General features: G+C 53.7%; 22 protein-coding genes. 17 read left to right on the forward strand and 5 right to left on the reverse strand.

Going from position 1 to position 20199, the window contains the following annotated elements:
* The first annotated feature begins 248 nt into the window (after positions 1 to 248).
* The 3 genes from C4J89_RS00840 to C4J89_RS00850 all read left to right on the forward strand — a co-directional run bounded on the left by C4J89_RS00840 (position 249) and on the right by C4J89_RS00850 (position 2072).
* Entirely contained in the window at positions 249 to 872 is a 624-nt protein-coding gene (locus C4J89_RS00840) for a hypothetical protein (protein ID WP_124413487.1), read from the forward strand.
* A gap of 186 nt (positions 873 to 1058) precedes the next feature.
* Positions 1059 to 1541 carry an SMI1/KNR4 family protein gene (locus C4J89_RS00845; RefSeq protein WP_124413488.1) on the forward strand — a complete coding sequence of 161 codons (483 nt, stop codon included), beginning with the start codon at positions 1059 to 1061 and terminating at the stop codon, positions 1539 to 1541.
* A gap of 138 nt (positions 1542 to 1679) precedes the next feature.
* Positions 1680 to 2072, forward strand: a complete 393-nt coding sequence (locus C4J89_RS00850) for a hypothetical protein (RefSeq protein WP_372238963.1) — start codon at positions 1680 to 1682, stop codon at positions 2070 to 2072.
* A 143-nt stretch (positions 2073 to 2215) separates the two neighbouring features.
* Here C4J89_RS00850 and C4J89_RS00855 read toward each other — a convergent pair whose 3' ends face one another.
* Entirely contained in the window at positions 2216 to 2473 is a 258-nt protein-coding gene (locus C4J89_RS00855) for a hypothetical protein (protein WP_124413490.1), read from the reverse strand.
* Positions 2474 to 2817: 344 nt separating this feature from the next.
* Between C4J89_RS00855 and C4J89_RS00860 the strand changes: the two genes are divergently transcribed.
* From C4J89_RS00860 to C4J89_RS00870, 3 genes are all read left to right on the forward strand, one after another.
* The gene (locus C4J89_RS00860; RefSeq protein ID WP_177413020.1) at positions 2818 to 3210 is read left to right on the forward strand and encodes a DUF2846 domain-containing protein; all 393 of its coding nucleotides are present in this window, start codon (positions 2818 to 2820) and stop codon (positions 3208 to 3210) included.
* Positions 3211 to 3284: 74 nt separating this feature from the next.
* A complete protein-coding gene (locus tag C4J89_RS00865) occupies positions 3285 to 3977 on the forward strand; it encodes a hypothetical protein (protein ID WP_124413492.1) in 693 nt (230 codons plus the stop codon).
* Between the two features lie 396 nt (positions 3978 to 4373).
* Positions 4374 to 6962 (forward strand): autotransporter outer membrane beta-barrel domain-containing protein, encoded by a 2589-nt coding sequence (locus C4J89_RS00870; RefSeq protein ID WP_124413493.1) that lies wholly within the window; start codon positions 4374 to 4376, stop codon positions 6960 to 6962.
* Positions 6963 to 7595: 633 nt separating this feature from the next.
* On the opposite strand, the gene C4J89_RS00875 is transcribed toward C4J89_RS00870, so the two are convergent.
* Together C4J89_RS00875 and C4J89_RS00880 are read right to left on the reverse strand one after the other, a co-directional pair.
* Positions 7596 to 8183 carry a hypothetical protein gene (locus C4J89_RS00875; RefSeq protein ID WP_124413494.1) on the reverse strand — a complete coding sequence of 196 codons (588 nt, stop codon included), beginning with the start codon at positions 8181 to 8183 and terminating at the stop codon, positions 7596 to 7598.
* A gap of 16 nt (positions 8184 to 8199) precedes the next feature.
* Positions 8200 to 8811 (reverse strand): hypothetical protein, encoded by a 612-nt coding sequence (locus C4J89_RS00880; protein ID WP_124413495.1) that lies wholly within the window; start codon positions 8809 to 8811, stop codon positions 8200 to 8202.
* 270 nt (positions 8812 to 9081) lie between these two features.
* Between C4J89_RS00880 and C4J89_RS00885 the strand changes: the two genes are divergently transcribed.
* The 6 genes from C4J89_RS00885 (at position 9082) to C4J89_RS00910 (ending at position 13955) form a co-directional block, all read left to right on the forward strand.
* Positions 9082 to 9762, forward strand: a complete 681-nt coding sequence (locus C4J89_RS00885; protein WP_124360727.1) for a CsgG/HfaB family protein — start codon at positions 9082 to 9084, stop codon at positions 9760 to 9762.
* Between the two features lie 29 nt (positions 9763 to 9791).
* A complete protein-coding gene (locus tag C4J89_RS00890) occupies positions 9792 to 10154 on the forward strand; it encodes a DUF4810 domain-containing protein (protein WP_124360728.1) in 363 nt (120 codons plus the stop codon).
* Complete coding sequence (locus C4J89_RS00895) at positions 10151 to 10801, forward strand: DUF799 domain-containing protein (protein ID WP_124413496.1); 651 nt, start codon at positions 10151 to 10153, stop codon at positions 10799 to 10801. Before C4J89_RS00890 ends, C4J89_RS00895 begins: the two co-directional genes overlap by 4 nt.
* A 206-nt stretch (positions 10802 to 11007) precedes the next feature.
* Positions 11008 to 12630 carry a VWA domain-containing protein gene (locus tag C4J89_RS00900; RefSeq protein ID WP_124413497.1) on the forward strand — a complete coding sequence of 541 codons (1623 nt, stop codon included), beginning with the start codon at positions 11008 to 11010 and terminating at the stop codon, positions 12628 to 12630.
* Between the two features lie 153 nt (positions 12631 to 12783).
* Positions 12784 to 13356, forward strand: a complete 573-nt coding sequence (locus tag C4J89_RS00905; protein WP_124413498.1) for an RNA polymerase sigma factor — start codon at positions 12784 to 12786, stop codon at positions 13354 to 13356.
* A complete protein-coding gene (locus tag C4J89_RS00910) occupies positions 13353 to 13955 on the forward strand; it encodes a hypothetical protein (protein WP_124413499.1) in 603 nt (200 codons plus the stop codon). The genes C4J89_RS00905 and C4J89_RS00910 overlap by 4 nt, the downstream gene beginning before the upstream one ends.
* A gap of 292 nt (positions 13956 to 14247) precedes the next feature.
* Here C4J89_RS00910 and C4J89_RS00915 read toward each other — a convergent pair whose 3' ends face one another.
* Positions 14248 to 14499 carry a hypothetical protein gene (locus C4J89_RS00915; RefSeq protein WP_124402679.1) on the reverse strand — a complete coding sequence of 84 codons (252 nt, stop codon included), beginning with the start codon at positions 14497 to 14499 and terminating at the stop codon, positions 14248 to 14250.
* Between the two features lie 820 nt (positions 14500 to 15319).
* Between C4J89_RS00915 and C4J89_RS27335 the strand changes: the two genes are divergently transcribed.
* From C4J89_RS27335 to C4J89_RS00945, 5 genes are all read left to right on the forward strand, one after another.
* Positions 15320 to 15652 (forward strand): 4-fold beta flower protein, encoded by a 333-nt coding sequence (locus tag C4J89_RS27335; RefSeq protein ID WP_372238978.1) that lies wholly within the window; start codon positions 15320 to 15322, stop codon positions 15650 to 15652.
* Positions 15653 to 16055: 403 nt separating this feature from the next.
* Positions 16056 to 16613, forward strand: a complete 558-nt coding sequence (locus C4J89_RS00930; RefSeq protein WP_124413501.1) for an ATP-binding protein — start codon at positions 16056 to 16058, stop codon at positions 16611 to 16613.
* Positions 16610 to 17668: an N-acetyltransferase gene (locus C4J89_RS00935; RefSeq protein ID WP_124413502.1), complete on the forward strand. Its 1059-nt coding sequence runs from the start codon at positions 16610 to 16612 to the stop codon at positions 17666 to 17668. Before C4J89_RS00930 ends, C4J89_RS00935 begins: the two co-directional genes overlap by 4 nt.
* Positions 17646 to 18059 carry an ASCH domain-containing protein gene (locus C4J89_RS00940; RefSeq protein WP_124413503.1) on the forward strand — a complete coding sequence of 138 codons (414 nt, stop codon included), beginning with the start codon at positions 17646 to 17648 and terminating at the stop codon, positions 18057 to 18059. Before C4J89_RS00935 ends, C4J89_RS00940 begins: the two co-directional genes overlap by 23 nt.
* A gap of 46 nt (positions 18060 to 18105) precedes the next feature.
* Positions 18106 to 18669, forward strand: coding sequence for a GNAT family N-acetyltransferase (locus C4J89_RS00945; protein WP_177413003.1), 564 nt, complete (start codon positions 18106 to 18108; stop codon positions 18667 to 18669).
* On the opposite strand, the gene C4J89_RS00950 is transcribed toward C4J89_RS00945, so the two are convergent.
* The gene (locus tag C4J89_RS00950; protein WP_124413504.1) at positions 18645 to 19949 is read right to left on the reverse strand and encodes a hypothetical protein; all 1305 of its coding nucleotides are present in this window, start codon (positions 19947 to 19949) and stop codon (positions 18645 to 18647) included. The two genes, C4J89_RS00945 and C4J89_RS00950, sit on opposite strands and share 25 nt — an antisense overlap.
* Positions 19950 to 20199 lie beyond the last annotated feature (250 nt).

Genomic DNA, 20199 nt, shown 5'->3' on the forward strand with positions numbered 1-20199 from the left:
AAGTGTGGTTGATTGTCCATTTGGTTTGTGCTGAGGGGGTTATATAACCGGGGCGGGGTTTTTTGAATTTGTCAAGATGGTAAAAAGCAAATTTAATAAATTCGCCCTATTTTTAATTTTCATCATGAGCTAAAAGCTGTTATTGATAATAGTAGATCCCTAGGCGAGCCTAATAAAGGCGTAGCGGTATTTTTCAATAGTTAGTTAATCGGTCCTTCTCTTTTATCAGATTTACCAAGAGCAAAATGATGTCTACCCTTTTGAATGACTGGTGCATTTTTTGTGAGGGAAAAGCTTATTTTGATAAGTCGCACTTTTTAGCGCTGTTCAAAGTGCATTCTTCTCTACCTGAAATCACTAAAGCGTTAAGCTATTTTCCTCAAGCTGACAGTTTGGTGTTGCGCGTGAATGAGGTGATTCAAGCTGGTACGCTTGAAGATAACTTATATCTATGCTCGACGATTGAATCTAGCGATTTTGAATTGTTGCAAAAGGCGAAACTCTGGTTGCAAGCTCAGGCAAGTTTCTGTAAGGCTCTTGGAGACGATGAGTTGTACAGAATATGCCAGCGTGCAAAATTGCTTTATGGAAGTAAAGATCAGTTTAACGACTATGATAAGTTAGCTGTTCCCAGCAACTGGGTGCTCGAACTGGTGGGGGATCAAGTCAGGGATTGCATGTTGCTAAATACAGAGCAGGAATATGCACTGTTTGAGGCTCTTTATGGAGTTGCCGCTGATTATTATTTGGCTTGGTATATGGGGCAGCCTTTAATAAAGCTGGATTTTGACTTCCGTTCATATTTTGATTTTTGGCGCTTGGGCGGTATTGGGTATCTCAGTAAAGATAAATTCTTTGTTTGTCGAAGATGAAAGAGGAAGAGGGATTTGTCTGGTTTGTCATAGCAGTACAGGACTTTTTAGATAAATTAGTCTCCTTTGTTCAGGGGGAAAGGAAAAGCAGGGGCAGATTTATTTAAATTTGCGCTGGGAAAACTATTAAATGAGAATGTCCTCTTTTTTTCGCATCGGGTGGAAATCGATGAGTAGGCGCATTAAATGATCGCTGGAATAAATTTTGATTCTTATTATGGTCAAGGTAATTCTGCTGATATAGAAGCTTTCGAAGAATTGGCGGGTATAGTTTTTCCTGCGAAATACAAAGAAGTTTCAGTGGAGTTTAATGGGTCGTTTATTTTAAATAAACCTGTTTTCAATTTTTATAATCGTCTACTCGGGGAAGATGTTACGAGCAGCGCTGGTCTGTTTTTGCCTTTCGGTGAAATCGAAGGATCATTTGAAACGATGGAGATAAAGTATCAGTATCCTCCGGAGGAATTTGCTCAAGGATTAATTATTTTTTCAGCGTTGGGGAATGGTGACGCGCTCTGTTTTGATTATCGAGAGAACCGCTTGACCGACGATCCAAGCGTGGTGATGTGGCATCATGAATCGACACCCGGCAGTGACCTCGAATTGTCATTCGTTGCGCCCTCCTTCTCCGAGTTTCTAAAAAAGTTATTTGAAAGGCCAGCTGATTAATAAAGTTGTTAGCCAAGGTGGAACGGGAATAGGGATCAGACCACGGTTTCGCGGGGAGTTATGGCGGTTTTGAATTTCCCAATCAAAAAGAATAGAGTAATAGTGTTCTGACCCCTATTTTCCAAGGAAAAAAAATAAATGATAATCGGAGGGTACACGCTTAGTCCTGAGTACGGTAGATTGCAAATCCCTCTGGTTCATCAACCGACCATGGATGATGTAAAGGCCATTTTAAATGAATATATTGAATTCGATGGCGTCGCGTCTTTGTCTATTTTCCCTGCGCCTAAATATGGGCCTTACGAAATCAATCTTTACGCTGATTCTGGAAATTATTTTTTGATGCTAAATCAATATCTAGATGATGGGGAGCACGCTGTGCGTACTCTTAGTAATGCGTCGGCTGGAACAAGTCCAGTTGAGATTTTGGGCGATTGTTATCCGGCGAGTTTCATCACAAGGGATATAGGTTTCGTCATTTCTTGCTTTCGAGAATTTTTGAATTCTAGAGATGTAATTTCTTTATATTGAATGATGAGAGGAAGTAGAAAGTAAAAAGGGGCAGATTTATTTTAATTCGAGGTGTCAGTTAAAACCTATTAAATAAATCAGTCCCCTTTGTTTCTATTCTTAGCGCACCAAATCGGGCGACACGACGGCCGCCCGATTTTCACTCAGGACGGATCGGCATTAAGCCTGCGACTGATGACATCCAGCAAATCACACCCATCGCATAGCGGAATGGCCAGCAAATGGGCGAAGTCTGAAAGCACTACGGCATCGCTGCTGAGTTGTTCGCGGAAGGCCAGGTTTTCCAGCAGTTGAGTGACGGCCCGAATGCGGTGCACGGCGGCGTCGTGAAGGACGTCGAGAGGTGCCTGGGTGTCGATGATCAGCGCTGGGGCAGTGCAGTCGTGGCCGGTTAGGGGCATGTATCGATTCATGATTAAGCTCTCTAGATTATTGAGGGCTCGGTTTTTCGGGTCGCCAAACCCGGTCGCTTTTTGAGCGACCGCCGGACTATAAGCCTCTCGCCCAAACTCGCGCAAGGCATCACAGCAGTGGCACCGGCCCTCATGCCATGCCAACCCTTGCCGACACATTGGCGATGACCCAACGCATCAAAAACTGAGACCCCGCCATCATCGGCGCTCTCGCAACCGCTCCACCGTTACCCACAAGGAAGAAGTACATGATCAAGTTGTTTTGCAAAGCTGCTGTCGTTCTGTCCCTGGCCACTCTGTTTGGCTGTTCCTCCACGCCGTCGGTAGAGAAGATGCAAGCCGACGTGGCGAACTACTCGTTGCCCAAGGCTGCCGTGGCCGATAAAGGCCTGGTGTATGTCGTGCGCCCTAGCAACGTTGGGATGATGGTGCGGTTCAACGTGTTTCTGGATGACAAGGAAGCCAACTCGGAGATGGGTTACAACCGTGGTAACCAGTACATCTATTTTTTCGTGACGCCGGGCAAGCACGTAATCAGCTCCAAGGCTGAAAACTGGGCGGACATGCCGATCGACGTCAAGGCGGGTGAGGTGGTTTACCTCAAGCAGGAAGTCGAAATGGGCTTCGCCGTAGCGCGCAACAGTCTCAAAACACTGAGCGACGTTGAAGGCCGTTACTTGGTGAAAGATGCCTCCTTGGGCACCATTGCCAAAGAAAGCAAATAAGTTGAAGCCGGTCTGTCGGCAGGGTCAGGTCCTGCCGACAGCTACTTATTCTCTGCAAACATTAAGGGACTGATGTGAAAAACCTCCTCCTAATCCTCCTCACAACCCTCATCCTCGGCGGTTGCGTCAGCCACCCCCTCACCCCCGAAAACCGCGCGCAGATCAAGACGGTAAAAGTCCTGCCCGTGAAGTGGGAAAAGAACATGGTGTACTTCGGTCGCGAACAAGCCTGGGGCGCGGCACTCGGGGCCGGGGTTGGCGCGGGTGTTGGCATGGCCAGCGGTGCGTCCAAGGTGGGTACTGCGGCGTTGAGCGGCGCCGGTTTGGCTGGCGGCATGAAGCTTGGGCAGTTGGCTGAGATGCCGACGTCGATGGCGATTCTGACGCTGATCGAAGCGGAAAAAATCGATGTGGGTGTGTTGCTCAAGCAGGGCTTTGTCGATGCGCTGGGCAAGACCTCGACGCTCAAGGTAGTCGGTGACGATGAACCGGCCGATGCGCAGATCCAGTTGACCGTGTCCGAGTGGGGTTTTCGCCTGACCCAGGGGTTCAGCAGCGTGATTTACCCCACCATTAGCGTGGTGGCGCAGATGAATCGCGGCGATGAGATGATCTGGCGCACCTTTGAAACGGTTACACCATTCAATGGCCAGAACGTTTATGGCTACACGCCGCTGACTTATCGCACCGACCCTGAAGCCTTGCGCCGGGCGCTGACCGGGATTACGCAGATTTCTGCGCAGTATCTGGTGAAGGAGCTCAAGTAAGTCTGACGGTGATGTAACAGCGTCTATGCGGCGTTTTTCTGGTTGCTCGCGTTATCGTTGACGATTTTCGCGAGCAAGCTCGCTCCTACAGGGTGGGCGGTGTTGGGTGTGTGTCGCTTATAGCTTTGAACATTTTGTTTATCCCAGTGTCTTTACCCCGCCCACCCGCAATCGGTCGGGCTGCATGGACTGCAGCGTTTTCAAATGACATTAAGGATTGATGTGAACTTCTTCCTCTTACGGCCCCTTTCTGCCACCGCCTTCGGTGCACCGGCTCGCGCCTGCGATTCCCAGGGACGTCGGAGGCATCATTCGGATCGATTGATCCTTTCCCACAGCACACCTACTGCCGCCGGGCCTCTTGGCGGTTTTGACCTGTAGTTCATGGAGTTAGAAATGAAGCGCAAGCAGTTCCAGAAAAGTCTGTTGGCAATCATGGTTGGCGCGATCAGCACCCAAGTGCTGGCCGTGGAGTTCGACCTGGGTCAGGGCAAGAATATTTGGGCCAATGAGACGTTTAACGAGCCGGTAACCATCACCGGCCAGTTTTCCCGAGTGGTCGATTCCAACACCACCGACCCCGCCGGCCTGGGATTTGCAAACACCCGCATTCAAGGCTCGCTGATCAACCGCGCAGACATCACGCTGGAGTCGCAAGGCGGCACCATTCGTGCGATTGCCATCGACCCGATGTTCTGGACTGGCCCGACCGGTTTGGCCCCGAGCACTGTCACCGGGGATGTGGTTCAGGCAGGCAACGTGCTGATGCGCAACGGCGCGTATGAAGGGCTTGAGATCGGCCCCACTACGATTGGCGGCAGCGTTATCAACTCCGGCACCATCCGCTCCACGCCTCCCGTAGGTACGGTGACGACGCCCGGCTACCTGGGCGGTGGCGAAGGCATTTACCTGCACGGCACCACCATTGGGGGTGACGTTTCCAACACGGGTGTGATCGATATGGCCGGCGAGGGTGCGATTGGCTTGATCCTTGACATCGACGGCGACACGCCGACCACCATCGGCGGCAAAATCCTGAACTCGGGCTCGATTACTGCCACAGGCGAGGGCGCTTGGGGTGTGGAAGTGGAAACCGACACCAGCCCTCTGCGTATTGAAAACAGCGGCCTGATTTCCGCCAATGGCAATGAGGCGAAAGGGCTGTTTCTGTACGGCGGCACCTTTGATTACATCCTCAACACCGGCACCATTGAAGCCAAGGGCGCGTCGGCCAATGCCTTCGGCCTGTCCGGCGCCAGCTTTGCGCAGAACAGTGCCGCAGGTGCGCGCGGTATCGTAAACCGCGGCCTCATTACCGCCGACGGCACCGCGATCCAGGTGAGTGCGGCTGAGCAGTCCTCGCCGTTCGAAATCAACCAGCAAGCCGGCGAAATCCGCAGCAACAGCGGTATCGCCGTCGACGCCAACAACCTCGCCAGCCTGAACTGGACCGGTGGCAAAATCACCGGCGACTTGCTCAACCTCAGCGCCGTCAACGTCGATGGCCAGGCAGGTTTCACCGGCAGCCGTATCATCGCGCCGGTGTCGGTCAATTCGGGTTCGCTGAACCTCTCCGCGCCCGGCACCGCCATCACCGGCAACCTCAATGTGGCCAGCGGCGCAGGTCTTGATATGCACCTGTCCGACAGCGTGGTGCCGACCACGCCGTACCTCACCGTCAACGGCACCGCCAACTTGGCCCAGGCCTCCAAGCTGACCGTCAGCGCCAACCCCGGCGACTTCGCCGCGCCTAAAGCCGGCACGCAATACACCCTGCTGCAAGCCACCAACGTGCAGAACAACGGCGTAGCCGTGGCCAGTGCGTCGTCGTTGTTGAACGTGCTCAGCTACTCGGCCGATGCGCAGACGGTCAAGGCCGTGGTGGCGGTGAAAAGCGATCAGCAGGTGCAGCAGGAACTGGCGGGTGCCAGCGCGGGGGCGTCGGCCGCAACCGCCGTCAACGTGTTGAAAAACGATGTGCTCGGCCAGCTCAACCAAAACGACCCGGTGTTCCAGAGCCTGGCCAACGCCGGGACGGCACAGCAACTGGCGCAGCTCGCCGACCAACTCACCCCGGACGTCAACCGTGGCGCCCTCGACGTGGCGTTGTCGGGGCAAACTGTGGTCAACGGCGCGATCTTCAATCGCCTCACCGACCAGCGTGAAAGCCATCAGGTCGGCGGTGTTTGGGTGCAGGGCCTGAGCAGCAACATGGACCAGGACGGCCGTGGCGGCAACAACGGTTACTCGGCCAACAGCAGCGGCATGGCGGTGGGTGTGGACGGTCGTGTGAACGACACCACCACCTTGGGCGTGGCGTACAGCTATCTCAATTCCAATATCCATTCGGACCTGGGCAACAAGACCGACGTAGAGGGCCACGCGCTGTCGTTGTACGGCAACTGGACGCTGCAGAACTGGTTCGTGGATGGCAGCCTCAGCTACGGCCATAACGAGAACGACAGCAAGCGCCACGTCGCGGGCACCACGGCCAAGGGCAGCTACGACAGCAATGTGTTGGCGGCCAGTGTGATCGGCGGCTACAGCTTCAAGCCATCCCAGGCGGTGGTGATCGAGCCACGTGTGGCGGCGCGGTATGCCAACGTGCGCATGGATGGTTTTACCGAGAAAGGTTCGTCGGCGGCGTTGAACACGGCTTCGCAGCGTTATGAAGTGGGCGAGTTGGGCGCCGGTGTGCGTTTGGCGGCCAACCTGCCGTTGAGCGCCGGCACACTGCAACCGGAAGCTACGTTGATGGCCTATCACGACCTGATGGGTGATCGCGTCGCGCAAACCTCCAGCTTCGTGGCGGGTGGTTCGCCGTTTACCGTGACCGGCGCGTCGGTGGCGCGTGACAGCTATGAAGCCAGTGTGGGCGTGAATTACCAAGTGTCGGACTTCACCGTCGGCGCCAGCTACACCCGCCAGGCACGCAGCGGTTTCGATGCTGACGGCGTCATGCTCAAGGCACGCTACGCCTTCTAACCCACACCGCAAAACAAGTGTGGGAGGGGGCTTGCTCCCGATTGCGGTGGTCCAGCCAATCATGCATTGACTGACTCGCCGCCATCGGGAGCAAGCCCCCTCCCACATTTGGATTTGTGTGAATCCGTCAGAACAACTTGCGCTGTACGGCCTCAACCCGCGTACGTAGAGCCTGCCGCTAATCCCCTGTGGGAGGGGGCTTGCTCCCGATAGCGGTGGTTCAGCCAATGATGTGTTGGCTGACTCGCCGCTATCGGGGGCAAGCCCCCTCCCACATTTGGATTTGTGTGAATCCGTCAGAACAACTTGCGCTGTACGGCCTCAACCCACGTACGTAGAGCCTGCCGCTAATCCCCTGTGGGAGGGGGCTTGCCCCCGATAGCGGTGGTCCAGTCAATGTTGTGTTGACTGACTCACCACCATCGGGGGCAAGCCCCCTCCCACATTTGGATTGTGTGAATCCGTCCAGACAACTTGCGCTTTACTGCCTCAACCCGCGCAAGTAGAGCCTGACGCTATACCCCTGTGGGAGGGGGCTTGCTCCCGATAGCGGTGGTCCAGCCAATGATGTGTTGGCTGACTCGCCGCCATCGGGAGCAAGCCCCCTCCCACATTTGGATTTGTGTGAATCCGTCAGAACAACTTGCGCTGTACCGCCTCATCCAGCGTGCTGCGTGTCAACGCTTCTACCACGTCCCGGGTGTCTGCCTGGAACGGGATGCCCACGATCAGCACCAGGTGCATCCAGGTGCGTACCGACTCGCTCTTCTTGACGCGGCCCAACTCCTTTCCGTCTTTGTCCTTGAACACGGTTTCCAGGGTGAAGGTGTTCTTGGCCGTGGACGGGATGATGAAGAACGTCACGCCGGTGATGATCGCCGAGGCCATGCTGAACTGTTCGTTGTTGTACAGGGTGGCGTCAGCGTAGATGTCCGAGTCAACCTTGTCGGTGCTCACCCGTGCGAAGCGGTTGGACTGGCGGAACCCATCCGCCACGGCTTTTTCCCACAGGGCGGCGGGTGCGCCGGCAGCGGCGTTGGCGGGGCCGCCGTTGACCTGGTTCAGCCCGGTGGTGCGCACGTATGCCGTAGGTTTCTGCGCTGGCGCGTTGGCGGTCGGTGGCCAGGTCTGTACCGGTGGCAGTTCGTGTTGCGAGTAGGACACGCAGCCCGTCAGCAAGACGGCCGCGAGTACCAGGCTGTGCTTGATCAATCCTTTCATGTGGGGCTCCTTGAGTTTACGGTTTGGCCAGTTTGGCGGTGGCGGTGTCGAGCAGTTGCGCGACGAGTTCGTTCAGTTGTTTGGCGCCCATGGTCGGGGCCCAGTATTCGCGACCGTAAAGGCCCACGTTGCGCTCGAACTTGACCTCTTGTTTGCTGCTGGCCAGTTCCTTGCCGTCGCGGTCGACGATCACCAGGTCGCCGGCCAGATCGAACGTGTCGACGTAGATCGGGCCGTTGACCCAGATCCAGATCGTCAACGTCAGCAAAGCACCGGGCACGTAACCGGGGTGCACGCCGCGATGGCCCTTGAGCGACGTCATGTTGAACTTGAGCGAAACATCCTGCTCACCCAGGCGCACCGGGTACTCGGTAACCTGCTTGAAGTAACCGGCCGCGCGCACGTACTGGTTAAGCTGCAGCGTCAACGAACGGCTGATAGCGGTTTTGTTGGCGTCGTTGACGTCGGCGGCGTTCACCGTTACATCAGCGATTTGCGCGCTGCGCGGGCTGCTGACAGAAGCCTGGTGTAACGGGGCGCCGATGGGGCCGGTGACGGTGTAGGACACACAGCCGGTCATCGACAGTGCGGCAACGAGGGCCGCTGCCCGCAAGAGGATTTTCAACACGCAATATCCCTATTAATGAATGAACCAGGTCAGGGTCTCGGCACGTCGGCTCAGAACTTTAGGCCGATCCGGTTTCCCTCCCTCAGCAGCCCCACTCATCACTTAACCCTGCGTTTATTCAAAACACCTTGAGAACCGCTCTCAACCCCGTAAAATGCCGCAGCCGTTGCGGCACGACAGGTTCAGGGATGAATACAGACGCACGTGTTTCCCTCCCCGAAAATGGCCGCAGCCCTGCGCTCTGCCGATTTCTCACTTTAGGAGCAACACGTGAAGACACTGTCCAAAATCCTGCTGTCGGGCCTCACCGCCGTGGCGCTGTTGACCGTGGCCGGTTGCGCCACCGAGAGCAACCGCGCAATGCCGGTGGAGCAAGTCGCCAGCGCCAGCGTGGCCTATTCCGGCGTGCGCGTGCCGATTGCCGTGGGCAAGTTCGACAACCGCTCCAGCTACATGCGCGGTATCTTTTCCGACGGCGTCGACCGCCTCGGTGGCCAGGCCAAGACCATCCTCATCACCCACTTGCAGCAGACCAACCGCTTCAGCGTGCTGGACCGCGACAACATGGGCGAAATCTCCCAGGAAGCCAAAATCAAAGGCACCGTGCAGAAGCTCAAGGGCGCTGATTACGTGGTGACCGGCGATGTGACCGAGTTCGGCCGCAAGGAAACCGGCGACCGCCAGCTGTTCGGCATCCTCGGCCGTGGCAAGACCCAAGTGGCCTACGCCAAAGTCGCGTTGAATATCGTCAACATCAACACCTCCGAAGTGGTGTACTCCACCCAGGGCGCCGGTGAGTACGCGCTCTCCAACCGTGAAGTGATCGGCTTCGGCGGCACCGCCAGCTACGACTCCACCCTCAATGGCAAGGTGCTTGACCTGGCCATGCGCGAAGCGATCAACCGCCTGGTGGACGGCATCAACGCCGGCGCCTGGAACCCACGTAACTGATCAGCAACACCTCAAGGAGCAGTACACGGATGAGCAAGGCAGTGAAGTTGGCGCTGACGCTGGCAGCAATCGTGACGGTAACCGGGTGCCAAACGGCGCCCCAGCCCCTGTATCAATGGGAAAGCTACCAGCCGCAGGTTTACGAATACTTCAAGGGTGAGCCCAAGGAAGCGCAGGTCGAGGCACTGGAGCGCGACCTGCAAAAAATCAACGCCACCGGCCGCAAGGCGCCGCCGGGCTACCACGCGCATTTGGGCATGCTGTACATGAACATGGGCAAGGACGACCAGATGGTGCAGGAATTTCGTACCGAGAAGGCGCTGTTCCCTGAGTCCGCCGCCTACATGGACTTTCTGCTGAAAAACGCCAAGACCGGAGTCGCCACTAAATGAGCCTGTTAAAACTCACCGGCGCCCTGCTGGCCCTGGCTTTTCTCAGCGGTTGCGCGGCGCCCAAGACGTTTGATTACTCAGCCTACAAACAGGCGCGGCCCAAGTCGATCCTGGTACTGCCGCCGATCAACGAATCGCCGGAAGTGCAGGCGTCCTACAGCCTGGTGTCGCAAGTCACCTACCCGTTGGCCGAAGCCGGCTACTACGTGCTGCCGATCGCCCTGGTGGACGAAACCTTCCGCCAGAACGGCCTGACCACCGCCAACGATATCCAGGCCGTACTGCCGGCCAAGCTGCATGACATCTTTGGTGCAGACGCCGCGCTGTACATCACTGTCAGCGAGTACGGCACCAAGTACATGCTGATCTCCAGCGACACCTCTGTGACCGCCTCGGCCAAACTGGTGGACCTGCGCACCGGCACCACCCTGTGGACCGGCACGGCGCGTGCGTCGAGCGAGGAGGGCAACAACAACAGCGGTGGCCTGGTGGGTATGTTGATTACAGCGGCGGTCAAGCAAGTGATCAACAGCTCCACCGACGCGGCGCACCCGATTGCGGGCATCACCAGCGCACGGTTGCTGTCGGCCGGGCAGCGCACCGGCATCCTGTACGGCCCGCGTAACCCGAAATACGGCACCGACTGATAGCTCTGCAGATCAAATGTGGGAGGGGGCTTGCTCCCGATAGCTTAGTGTCAGCCACCGCATCTGGTGGCTGACCCACCGCCATCGGGAGCAAGCCCCCTCCCACACTGATTTCTGGCGTTATCTAAATCGAGAGTGTTAACCCGAACCCCACATTCCCCGCGTCTGACCTTGTGAACGGACTATTCACTCACGAGGTTCAGCCCATGTCCCGTCCTCTGCTCTTCCTGCGTCCTGCTGCCCAAGGCTTCACCCTTACCCTGCTGGTGGCGTTGGCCGGGTGCGGGCTATCTTCCTCGCCTGACCTGGCGAAACCGGCTGAGCCCGTCGCAGAGCTTCAGCGTGCGACGGCCCAGGGCGCATTGGTCAAGCGCATGGCCATGCCTGCACCGATGCAAATGCGCGAGACCGCGACCATGGACTACCGCAGCGAACCCCGCGAGCAATACGCCAACCTGCCCGACAACCCGGTGCATCGCGTCGCCGAAACCCCGGTCTCCACCTTCAGCGTAGATGTCGACACCGGCAGCTACGCCAACGTCAGACGCTTCCTCAACCAAGGTAGCCTGCCGCCCGAAGGCGCGGTGCGCCTGGAGGAAATGGTCAATTACTTCCCCTATGACTACGCATTGCCTACCGACGGCTCACCCTTTGGCGTCACGACCGAAGTCGCCGCCACGCCGTGGAACCCGCGTACGCAACTGCTGCGCATCGGCATCAAAGCGTCGGACCGCGCCGTGGCGGATCTGCCGCCGGCCAACCTGGTGTTTCTGGTGGATGTGTCCGGCTCGATGGACCGTCGCGAAGGTTTGCCATTAGTGAAGAGCACCCTGAAATTGCTGGTGGATCAACTGCGTGATCAGGACCGCGTGTCATTGGTGGTCTACGCCGGCGAGTCGCGCGTGGTGCTCAAGCCGACTTCGGGCCGCGACAAAACCAAAATCCGCAACGCTATCGACCAACTCACCGCCGGTGGATCCACTGCTGGCGCGTCCGGCATCGAACTGGCCTACCAGATGGCCCGCGAAGGCTTTATCGACAAGGGCATCAACCGCATCCTGCTGGCTACCGACGGTGACTTCAACGTGGGCATCAGCGACTTCGACAGCCTCAAGCAAATGGCCGTCGACCAGCGCAAAAGCGGCGTTTCGCTGACCACTCTCGGCTTCGGTGTGGGCAACTACAACGAGCACCTGATGGAGCAACTGGCCGACGCCGGTGACGGCAACTATGCCTACATCGACAACCTGCGTGAAGCCCGCAAGGTGTTGGTAGACCAGCTCAGCTCAACGCTGGCGGTAGTGGCGCGGGACGTAAAATTGCAGGTGGAATTCAACCCGGCAAACGTCAGCGAGTACCGCCTGCTCGGCTATGAAAACCGCGCCTTGAAGCGTGAGGATTTCAACAACGACAAAGTCGATGCCGGCGAAATCGGTGCAGGGCACACGCTGACCGCGCTGTACGAAATCGTACCCAAGGGCGAGAAGGGCTGGTTGGAGCCTTTGCGCTATGCCAGAGCGCCTGCGGCTGAAAACACCTCGGCCGAACTGGCGACGGTGCGCGTACGCTACAAACCTGCGGCGGGCGGTGATAGCCAATTGATCGAACGGGCCGTCGGTAAAACATCCACCAAGCCCAGCGACGACCTGCGCTTCAGCGCCGCCGTAGCCGCGTTCGCCCAACAGCTCAAGGGCGATGGCCGCTACACTGGCAACATGAGTTTGCAGGACACCGCCAAACTGGCGCGCTCAGCCCGCGGCGACGACCCGTTCGGCCTGCGCAACGAGTTCGTACAACTGGTCGAACTGGCCCAAAGCCTGAAACGCTGATCTCAAATCCTACACTGTCCAAATGTGGGAGGGGGCTTGCCCCCGATAGCGGTACATCAGCACCAAATGTGCTATCTGACCCACCGCATCGGGGCAAGCCCCCTCCCACAGTTAATCCTGCTTCGGCTGACAAAAAGGAGTTCACCCCAGCACATGGCCGTCCCAGACGATCCACCCAGCGACGAATCGCTGCTGGCCCGCTACCGCACCGGCGACGCCGCTGCTTTCGAAGCCTTGTACGCCCGGCACCGCCAAGGCCTGTACCGCTTCCTCATTTCCCTGTGCAACAAACCCGAGCTGGCCGAAGAAATCTACCAGGACACCTGGCTCAGCCTGATCCGCAGCACCACCCAGCCACAGGGCCGGGCGAGTTTTCGTACGTGGCTGTTCCAGATTGCGCGCAACCGCCTGATCGACCATTGGCGCAAGCACGGCATCCACAACCCGTTGCACGACAGCTACGACGAGCAGCTGCACGCCCAGGCCGACCACAGCGCCGGCCCCGAGCAACACCTGAGCCTGAGCCGCGACCAGGCGCGCCTCGACGCCGCCGTGCAAGACCTGCCCGAAGACCAGCGCGAAGTCTTCCTGCTGCGCCTGCACGGCGAACTTGAAGTCCCGCAAATCGCCACGCTCATCGGCGCCCCGCTGGAAACCGTAAAAAGCCGCCTGCGCTACGCCCTGCAGAAATTGCGGCGCTTGCTGGCCGACGAGGTAACCGTATGACTGACACTCGACCCACCCCAGACGACGAACTGCTCCAGCACTACCGTCAACACAGCACCGGCGAACCCCCCGCGTCCCTCGACGCCTTCATCCTCAACACCGCCCGCCGCGAAGCCCCGACGCCACAACCCAACCTGTGGCAACGCTGGCTGCAAGCCTGCCAACGCCCACGCTGGCAAATGGCATTCGCCACCGTCGCAGGTTTAGCGCTGATGATCGGCGTGCTCACACGCTCCCCCGTGCCGCAGCCCGAAATCTCCACCGCGACATTCTCCGCCCTGCACCACCAAGAAGCCGCCCAGCCAACGCCGCAAGCCTTCTCCGCCCCCGCGCCAATGGCCCGAATAGCTGCGGCACCCAGGCCTGAAAGTGCGCCGGCTCCGGCTGAAACCGCAGATACACTGGCGGCTCCGCCAGCGGTAAAGCTCAGCAAGGCAGCGCCGGTTGCATTGCCGTCTTTGGAGCAGGAGCTGCAGGCCATCGTGAAGTTGCGTGAGGCGGGAGAGAGCAAGGCGGCTGATGAGAAGCTGCTGGCACTGCATAAGCGCTTTCCGGAGGAGGATTTACCGGGGAGGTTGGAGGCGTTGCGGAAGCGTTGAATTGGCATATACGGAAAAGCCTCAGGTCTTTCGACTTGGGGCTTTTTCATTTATATCTGGTGCCCCGGCGTCGTTTGAACTGGGCGGTAAGATGCCCGTATTTATTGGGCTTCTTTGGTGGTGCGTCGGTTAGGCATACACGTGGGCATACAGGGCGCAGTGTGCTGACGCCTTTAACGCTCTTTCTGGAGGTTCCATCGAAGCTCCTCGTGACCTAGATCCCGATGGGTGACTCGCTTTCTTCAATGGCCTCTCCACGTTGAACCCTGTGGTCCTTTCGCCACCAGCACAACTACCGTGCTTTCGCTGCCTTCAGTAATTGGGTGAAGCTGTAAATTGCGAGGTGTATGTCATCCTGGGTATCTCCGTCCCACTCCTCAACCGTTTCTAACTCGGCTCGTAAGCTGACGATACGCTGTTCGATTTCTTCGATCTCAGCGGCACCGCATTGCTTAGCGATTGCCTGCCAACTGTCATCAGAGATTTTTTCGTCGAGAGCTAAGCCGGATCGGGCATTTACGATTAGGTTCTGGAGGTTACTCATCTGAGATCTCGGGTGGGTTGCAGAAGAAGGTGCTGGGGACCCTGACGATATCCTGAGTACACGGGGCATGAAACCCGCGGGATCGTGGTAGCGGCAACCACACCAGCTTACTGAAATTTCAATGTTGAAATTGAAAGGATCTTGAAGAAAAAAGGGCATCGTTACCGTATTGGTAACGGTACTCACAGATGGCTTAAAGGGTAGGGCATATGCACAGGTGAACTGGAGTTCACCAGGTTCACCTGTTCACTAAGCTGAGTGCCCTTCTGCTAACACAATCCGGCGGGTTTCCGACCCCGCACCCACCGAACACTCCCAGGGTCCCAGGCGATGTCGATGCCCCCGGTCGATGCATCTCCCCTGTTCGTTGTTGGCAGACGGCACCTCCCAAGCGTCTAGGCGTTCGGCGACCCCGCGTTTGAATTCTGCATTAGTCGGTACCAAGCTAGTATTGCTTTCGCTGGCGGCGCTATCACCGACGGGGTGTGGGGGCTGGAAAAGATGTGTTATAGGTGTTACGGATGTTGCGGAATGTTTTAACTAATTGAATCTATTATGACTTTTTACGTTACACGCTGTTCATCGTTCACGTGCGTTGGGTGTTACAAGCCAAGTAGGTGTCACAGCAGCGTTTACAAATTTGGGTAAACCGTAGGCTGCCATCGGCCAAGAGCAGATGTTTCAGAAAGCACAACAAAGGGCCCTTAAACAGAAATTTCTCTCCTTCTCCAACGCCGAGCCGGCGTACTGCTAGCATCAAAGACTCATTATGAGGAGGATCATCATGCTCTATCCGTTATTCGATCAGAGTTGTGAATTGATGGCTTGGATTGACCCGGGGCGGCATATATTTGATTCTGACATGAATTGGATTGCCTACCTTGCGAATAATCAGGCTTGGTCTGCTGATAGCGGTAATTGGCTGGGAGCGGTTCGTGGGCTGTTATGCATGGATCACGCTGGAAAGCCGGTCCTTTGGAATCCAAATGAACAGGTGGGAGGAACCGCTCGTCCTGCCCGACCAGCTCGTGTTTCTAGAGCCGCCCGCCCCGCGCGTCCGTCCAGACCTGCTCGACCATCTCGCCCAGCGAGACCTGCCCGTCCAGCAGGCGGATGGTCTGATCTCACTGTGTTCAGCTGGCTCGCCCAATAAGGGATGGGTATTCCCGCACTGGAATACCTACGTTGCGTTCATCGAGATCGGTGAGATCTACACCGAGATACCCAATGCATTTGGGAAACACCCATCATTCGTATCAACGGCTTGTATGAGCTGTCAGAGCAAGGATCAATCTTCATTGATCAGCGCTATTGAAGTGGGCCTTGGTCTGGAGTTTGCGCTTGATGAGAATGACGCGATACGCGATATGTAACCTTGCAGCACTTGTTAGCTCGTTGCACAGGTTTTGATATTGGGCGGGTCGAGGGCACGCTTGCCTAGTGGCAGAGTAGTGGCAATATCTTTAGACATATAGTAAAACGCCTTTAGCAAGCTATGATCCTTACTCAGGCGTTGTCCGTCTTGAGGAGAACGGTTGCTTGCATAGGATGGCCACATGATTTTTTTTCTCGCAGGGGTCCATGGTGTCGGAAAAACAAGCTTGTCCTCAAGGCTATCTGTCAAGCTGAAAATTCCGACCATCAGCGCAGGTGCGTTGATTCAAAAGCAAATCAAGCACCCTACCTGGTCGTTCGATAAAAAAACAAAAGAGATTCTACATAATCAATTGCGACTTATATCTGCTGTTCAATCGTATCAGTTGCAAGTCAAAGATTTCATATTGGATGGCCATTTCTCCCTGTTGAATGAATCGGGAGAAGTTACATCAATTGAAGTTGATGTTTTCGATGCCTTGAAACTGTCGGGTGTTATTTTTATTGAAGACAAACCTCGAGAAATTGCAGCTAGGCTAGAGGCTCGAGATAAGTTGTCGTGGGATGTTGATTTGATTGCGGCGCTCCAGCAATCAGAAAAGAAAGTGGCATTTCAACTTCGGGATACATTCAATCTTCCTTTGTTAATAAGCGAGCCGAAACTTTTTGAGAGTGTTTACGAATTTATTTTTGAGATCATGAAAAAATCTCGCAGTGAGTCTTTCGAAGGAATGAAATGAAAAATTTAAAATACTGTAGTTTTTCAGAAGTAGACTTGGACGACCCTTTTTTTGATTCTCTAAAACTTGACTATAAAGGTTTTGAAGCTTGGTTTGGTAAAAAAACTTTAGCAGATGAATTGGCTTATGTATTTTATAACTCTAAGAAGGCGATCGACGGTTTTCTTTATTTAAAAGCTGAAGCCGGAGGGGGTGATGAAATAGTCCCTCCTTTACCGAAAGCCAGGACTTTAAAGGTAGGCACATTAAAAATAAATGCACATGGAACTAAGCTGGGGGAAAGGTTCATAAAAAAAATCTTTGACCATGCAATTAGCGACAGGTTTGAGCAAATATACGTTACCGTGTTTTCGCGTCATCAAAGTTTGATTGATCTGTTTGAGCGTTATGGCTTCGAGTGCTATGCAACTAAGATCACCGCTGATGGTGAAGAGCAGGTTCTAGTTCGTAGAATGAAATCCTTAGTAGGTGATGTCGTAAAAGAGTTTCCTTTATTCGGATTCGACGATCGTAACTATTACCTTCTAGCGATCTATCCCGAATACCATTCGGCTTTTTTACCAGACTCCATACTCAATAACGAGAATCACGACATCGTTCAAGATGTCTCTCACACCAATAGCATCCATAAAGTTTTTATATCAGGTATTGTAAGAACGAAAGTCATGAAGGCGGGAGATCTTGTTCTTATTTACAGGACGTCGGATGGCAAGGGCAAAGCCTATTATCGGTCAGTTGCCTCATCAATTGGTGTGGTCGAAGAAGTAAGGCAAATTAAATCGTTCAGTTCTGAAGCGCAATTCATTAAATATACGAAACCATACAGTATTTTTACATTGGCTCAGCTAAAAGATTATTTTACTAACAAGAAGAAATCATATATAATAAAATTTACTTATAATGCTGCTCTCAAAAAAAGGATTATTCGTAAAAGGCTCATGGAGGAGTGCATGATTAGCACCCGGACTAGATGGGATTTCATGTCGTTAACTGAAGCGCAAATTAGATGGGTCGCAGCGGCAGGAGAAATCAATGAAAGTCTTATTATCAATTAAGCCAGAATATGCTAATAAAATACTTAGCGGAGAGAAAAGATTTGAGTTTCGCAAGGTATCCTTTACTAATAGTGGTGTCAGAACCGTTGTGATATATGCAACCAAACCAATTGGGAAGGTTATAGGTGAATTTGAAGTTCTTGATATTTATAGTGATTCTCCCTCGAATATTTGGGAAAGAACAAAAAAGCATGCAGGAATAGAGAAAGACTTTTTTGATAGTTATTATCAAGGCAAAAAAGTCGCAGTCGCTATAGCCGTCGGCGAGGTCCAACGGTACAAAAAGCCCATGGAATTATCTGAGTTGGGGGGGTCGCTTACTGCCCCACAATCATTCCGTTATATGGAGGCTTCTGAGGGGAGGCGTCAAAATGAGCTGGAGCTTGTATAAAAGTCTTATGGTGATTGGCTCGGAAGATCGAGTCGAAGGACGACCTATGCACGACATTTCCTCTTCTGTGCGTTTAATTGATCACGAATTTTTACTTCGAAATCCCGATGCGTATACGACTACGCTGCCGATACTTATACAACATCTCCAAGAATTATCTGGCTTTTATCCAGAATTCAATACCTGGCTTTATCAAAAAATGATTCCGGGTATTGTCACTGGAGAGCGTAGTATTTTGCTTGAACATCGGCGTGGCACTCTCTCAGGGTTGGCAATAGTCAAGAATAGCGACGTCGAGCAAAAACTTTGCTGTCTTCGTGTGCTGCCAGCGTTTCAAGGTACTGGGGTAGGGCTTCGTTTATTTGAGCGCACTTTCGAGTTGCTTAATAATGATCGGCCGCTCCTTTCTGTCGCTGAAGAGCAGATTGAGGTGTTTCGCAAGCTATTTGCTTACTACGGTTTTGAGCTGGAAAAAAAATATAATGGGTATTATCGTCCGTTAAAAGATGAGCTCAGCTTCAATGGTTTGATTGAAGCCGAACCTCTTATCTGCAGACGAGCGGACAGGACAGTCAAAAGTGAGTTTCAGCTAAAAAATGCTTTGAGATAGCTCTTAGTTTTTCTCAGTATATAGCCAGTAGATATAACCGCTCCTGCAGCCAATATGAAAAATAATAGTCTTTCAAAGTTGCCAGTTTGGCCAGAATAGAGTTCTTTCGCGATTTCCCAAGAGCCGCTTCCCGCGGCGCCCAAAATAATAACTAAAAAGACAAATCTAATAATCGAAGTGGCATCTGACTTAACCTTGGAAAACCGCCCAAGCACTATTAGATCTTTGACCTTCTTTATTTGCCCATTTTTCAAAACTTCAGAGGCCGCAGTCCATTGATAGCCTAGGTAATTCCGTACGCTGTTCTCGGCGGAAATTCCTATCGCCGTATCAAGTCGAACGTATTCGTTCCAAACGTCTTCATCCATTAAAGATCGATAACCAGAATAATTCTGGCTTTGGGATATGCACTCTTCGCTCCTTTCTGTAGTTAAGAAGCAATGAATTTTGTCAAACTCAGGAAAGAATAGTCTCTCATCCCCGCTCAAAAGCTCCTCGGGGATGCCGCGCCTGACATTTATTCGAAAGTCAACGATCCTCGTTTCGGTGGTTGAGCTAATCAATGTCCTATCTTTTTGGCTGAATACGTTAGTGTAAACTTTCTCCGGAATGTTTCTTATGCGGAATCTTATGTATGCAGACTTTCTTATGTTTTTGGATTCTATAGTGGATAGTAACGATGGTATTTTAATCGTTAGGCGTGATGCGGGGCTGCCATCGCTTAGGTACATTTTTATTGATTCGAAGTGTTGAGAATTTAACCTGAGTAACGAGAATGGTTTTACATCGCTATTGTTCTTTCTAAAACTTATATTCGCAAAATTGCCCTCGGCAAAGCCGTCGTAGTGAACGACTTCGTTAAAAATCGCTGCAACACTTTTTTCACCGTTGAGCCTGGCACCTAAATCGCTTATATCTTTTAATTCTACAGACCAAGGTAGATCTACAACTAGGTGCCCAACACTGGCTCTGTTGCCAATCATGACCCCAATATCCATAAATGGATTAACAGGGCGCTTCCCCATCTCCCAGAGATTGACGTGTAATTCGTCTGGTAAATACGTTTCAAGCAGGGCCGATCTCTGCTCCCCGTTTTCATTTCCTGATTCCGAGGTTGCTCGTGCAGAGCCATCATCCGTATCGGTCACTTTTCCAGACGGTTGGGTACGTATATCGGGGGAGGACGATTCAGCCTCAGTGCGTTCTGTGTGGGGGCCGCAGCATTTTTCCTGCGAGACTGGGAGATACCTAACCAGTATTCCTGAAAAAGGATAGCGCATTTGATGAATTCCCTGCACTTAAAAGTAAGTCCATACCAATCATCATTTCATCTTGTCGCTGGAGAGATGTCAATATGATGTCGCGCCAGCGTTATCGATATTTGTCTTAGGCCCTTCTTTCGAAGCAATCACTGAGAAATCAGGTACGTAAAATAGCGTATCAACCCCCCAATTTTATCCGCTACCGAGGCCCGAAATGGCTTTCCAAGTTTTTTGGATTATAGATTGCCTGGCGATATAGGACGGCAGG

The organism is Pseudomonas sp. R4-35-07 (genome assembly GCF_003852235.1).
Lineage (GTDB): Bacteria > Pseudomonadota > Gammaproteobacteria > Pseudomonadales > Pseudomonadaceae > Aquipseudomonas.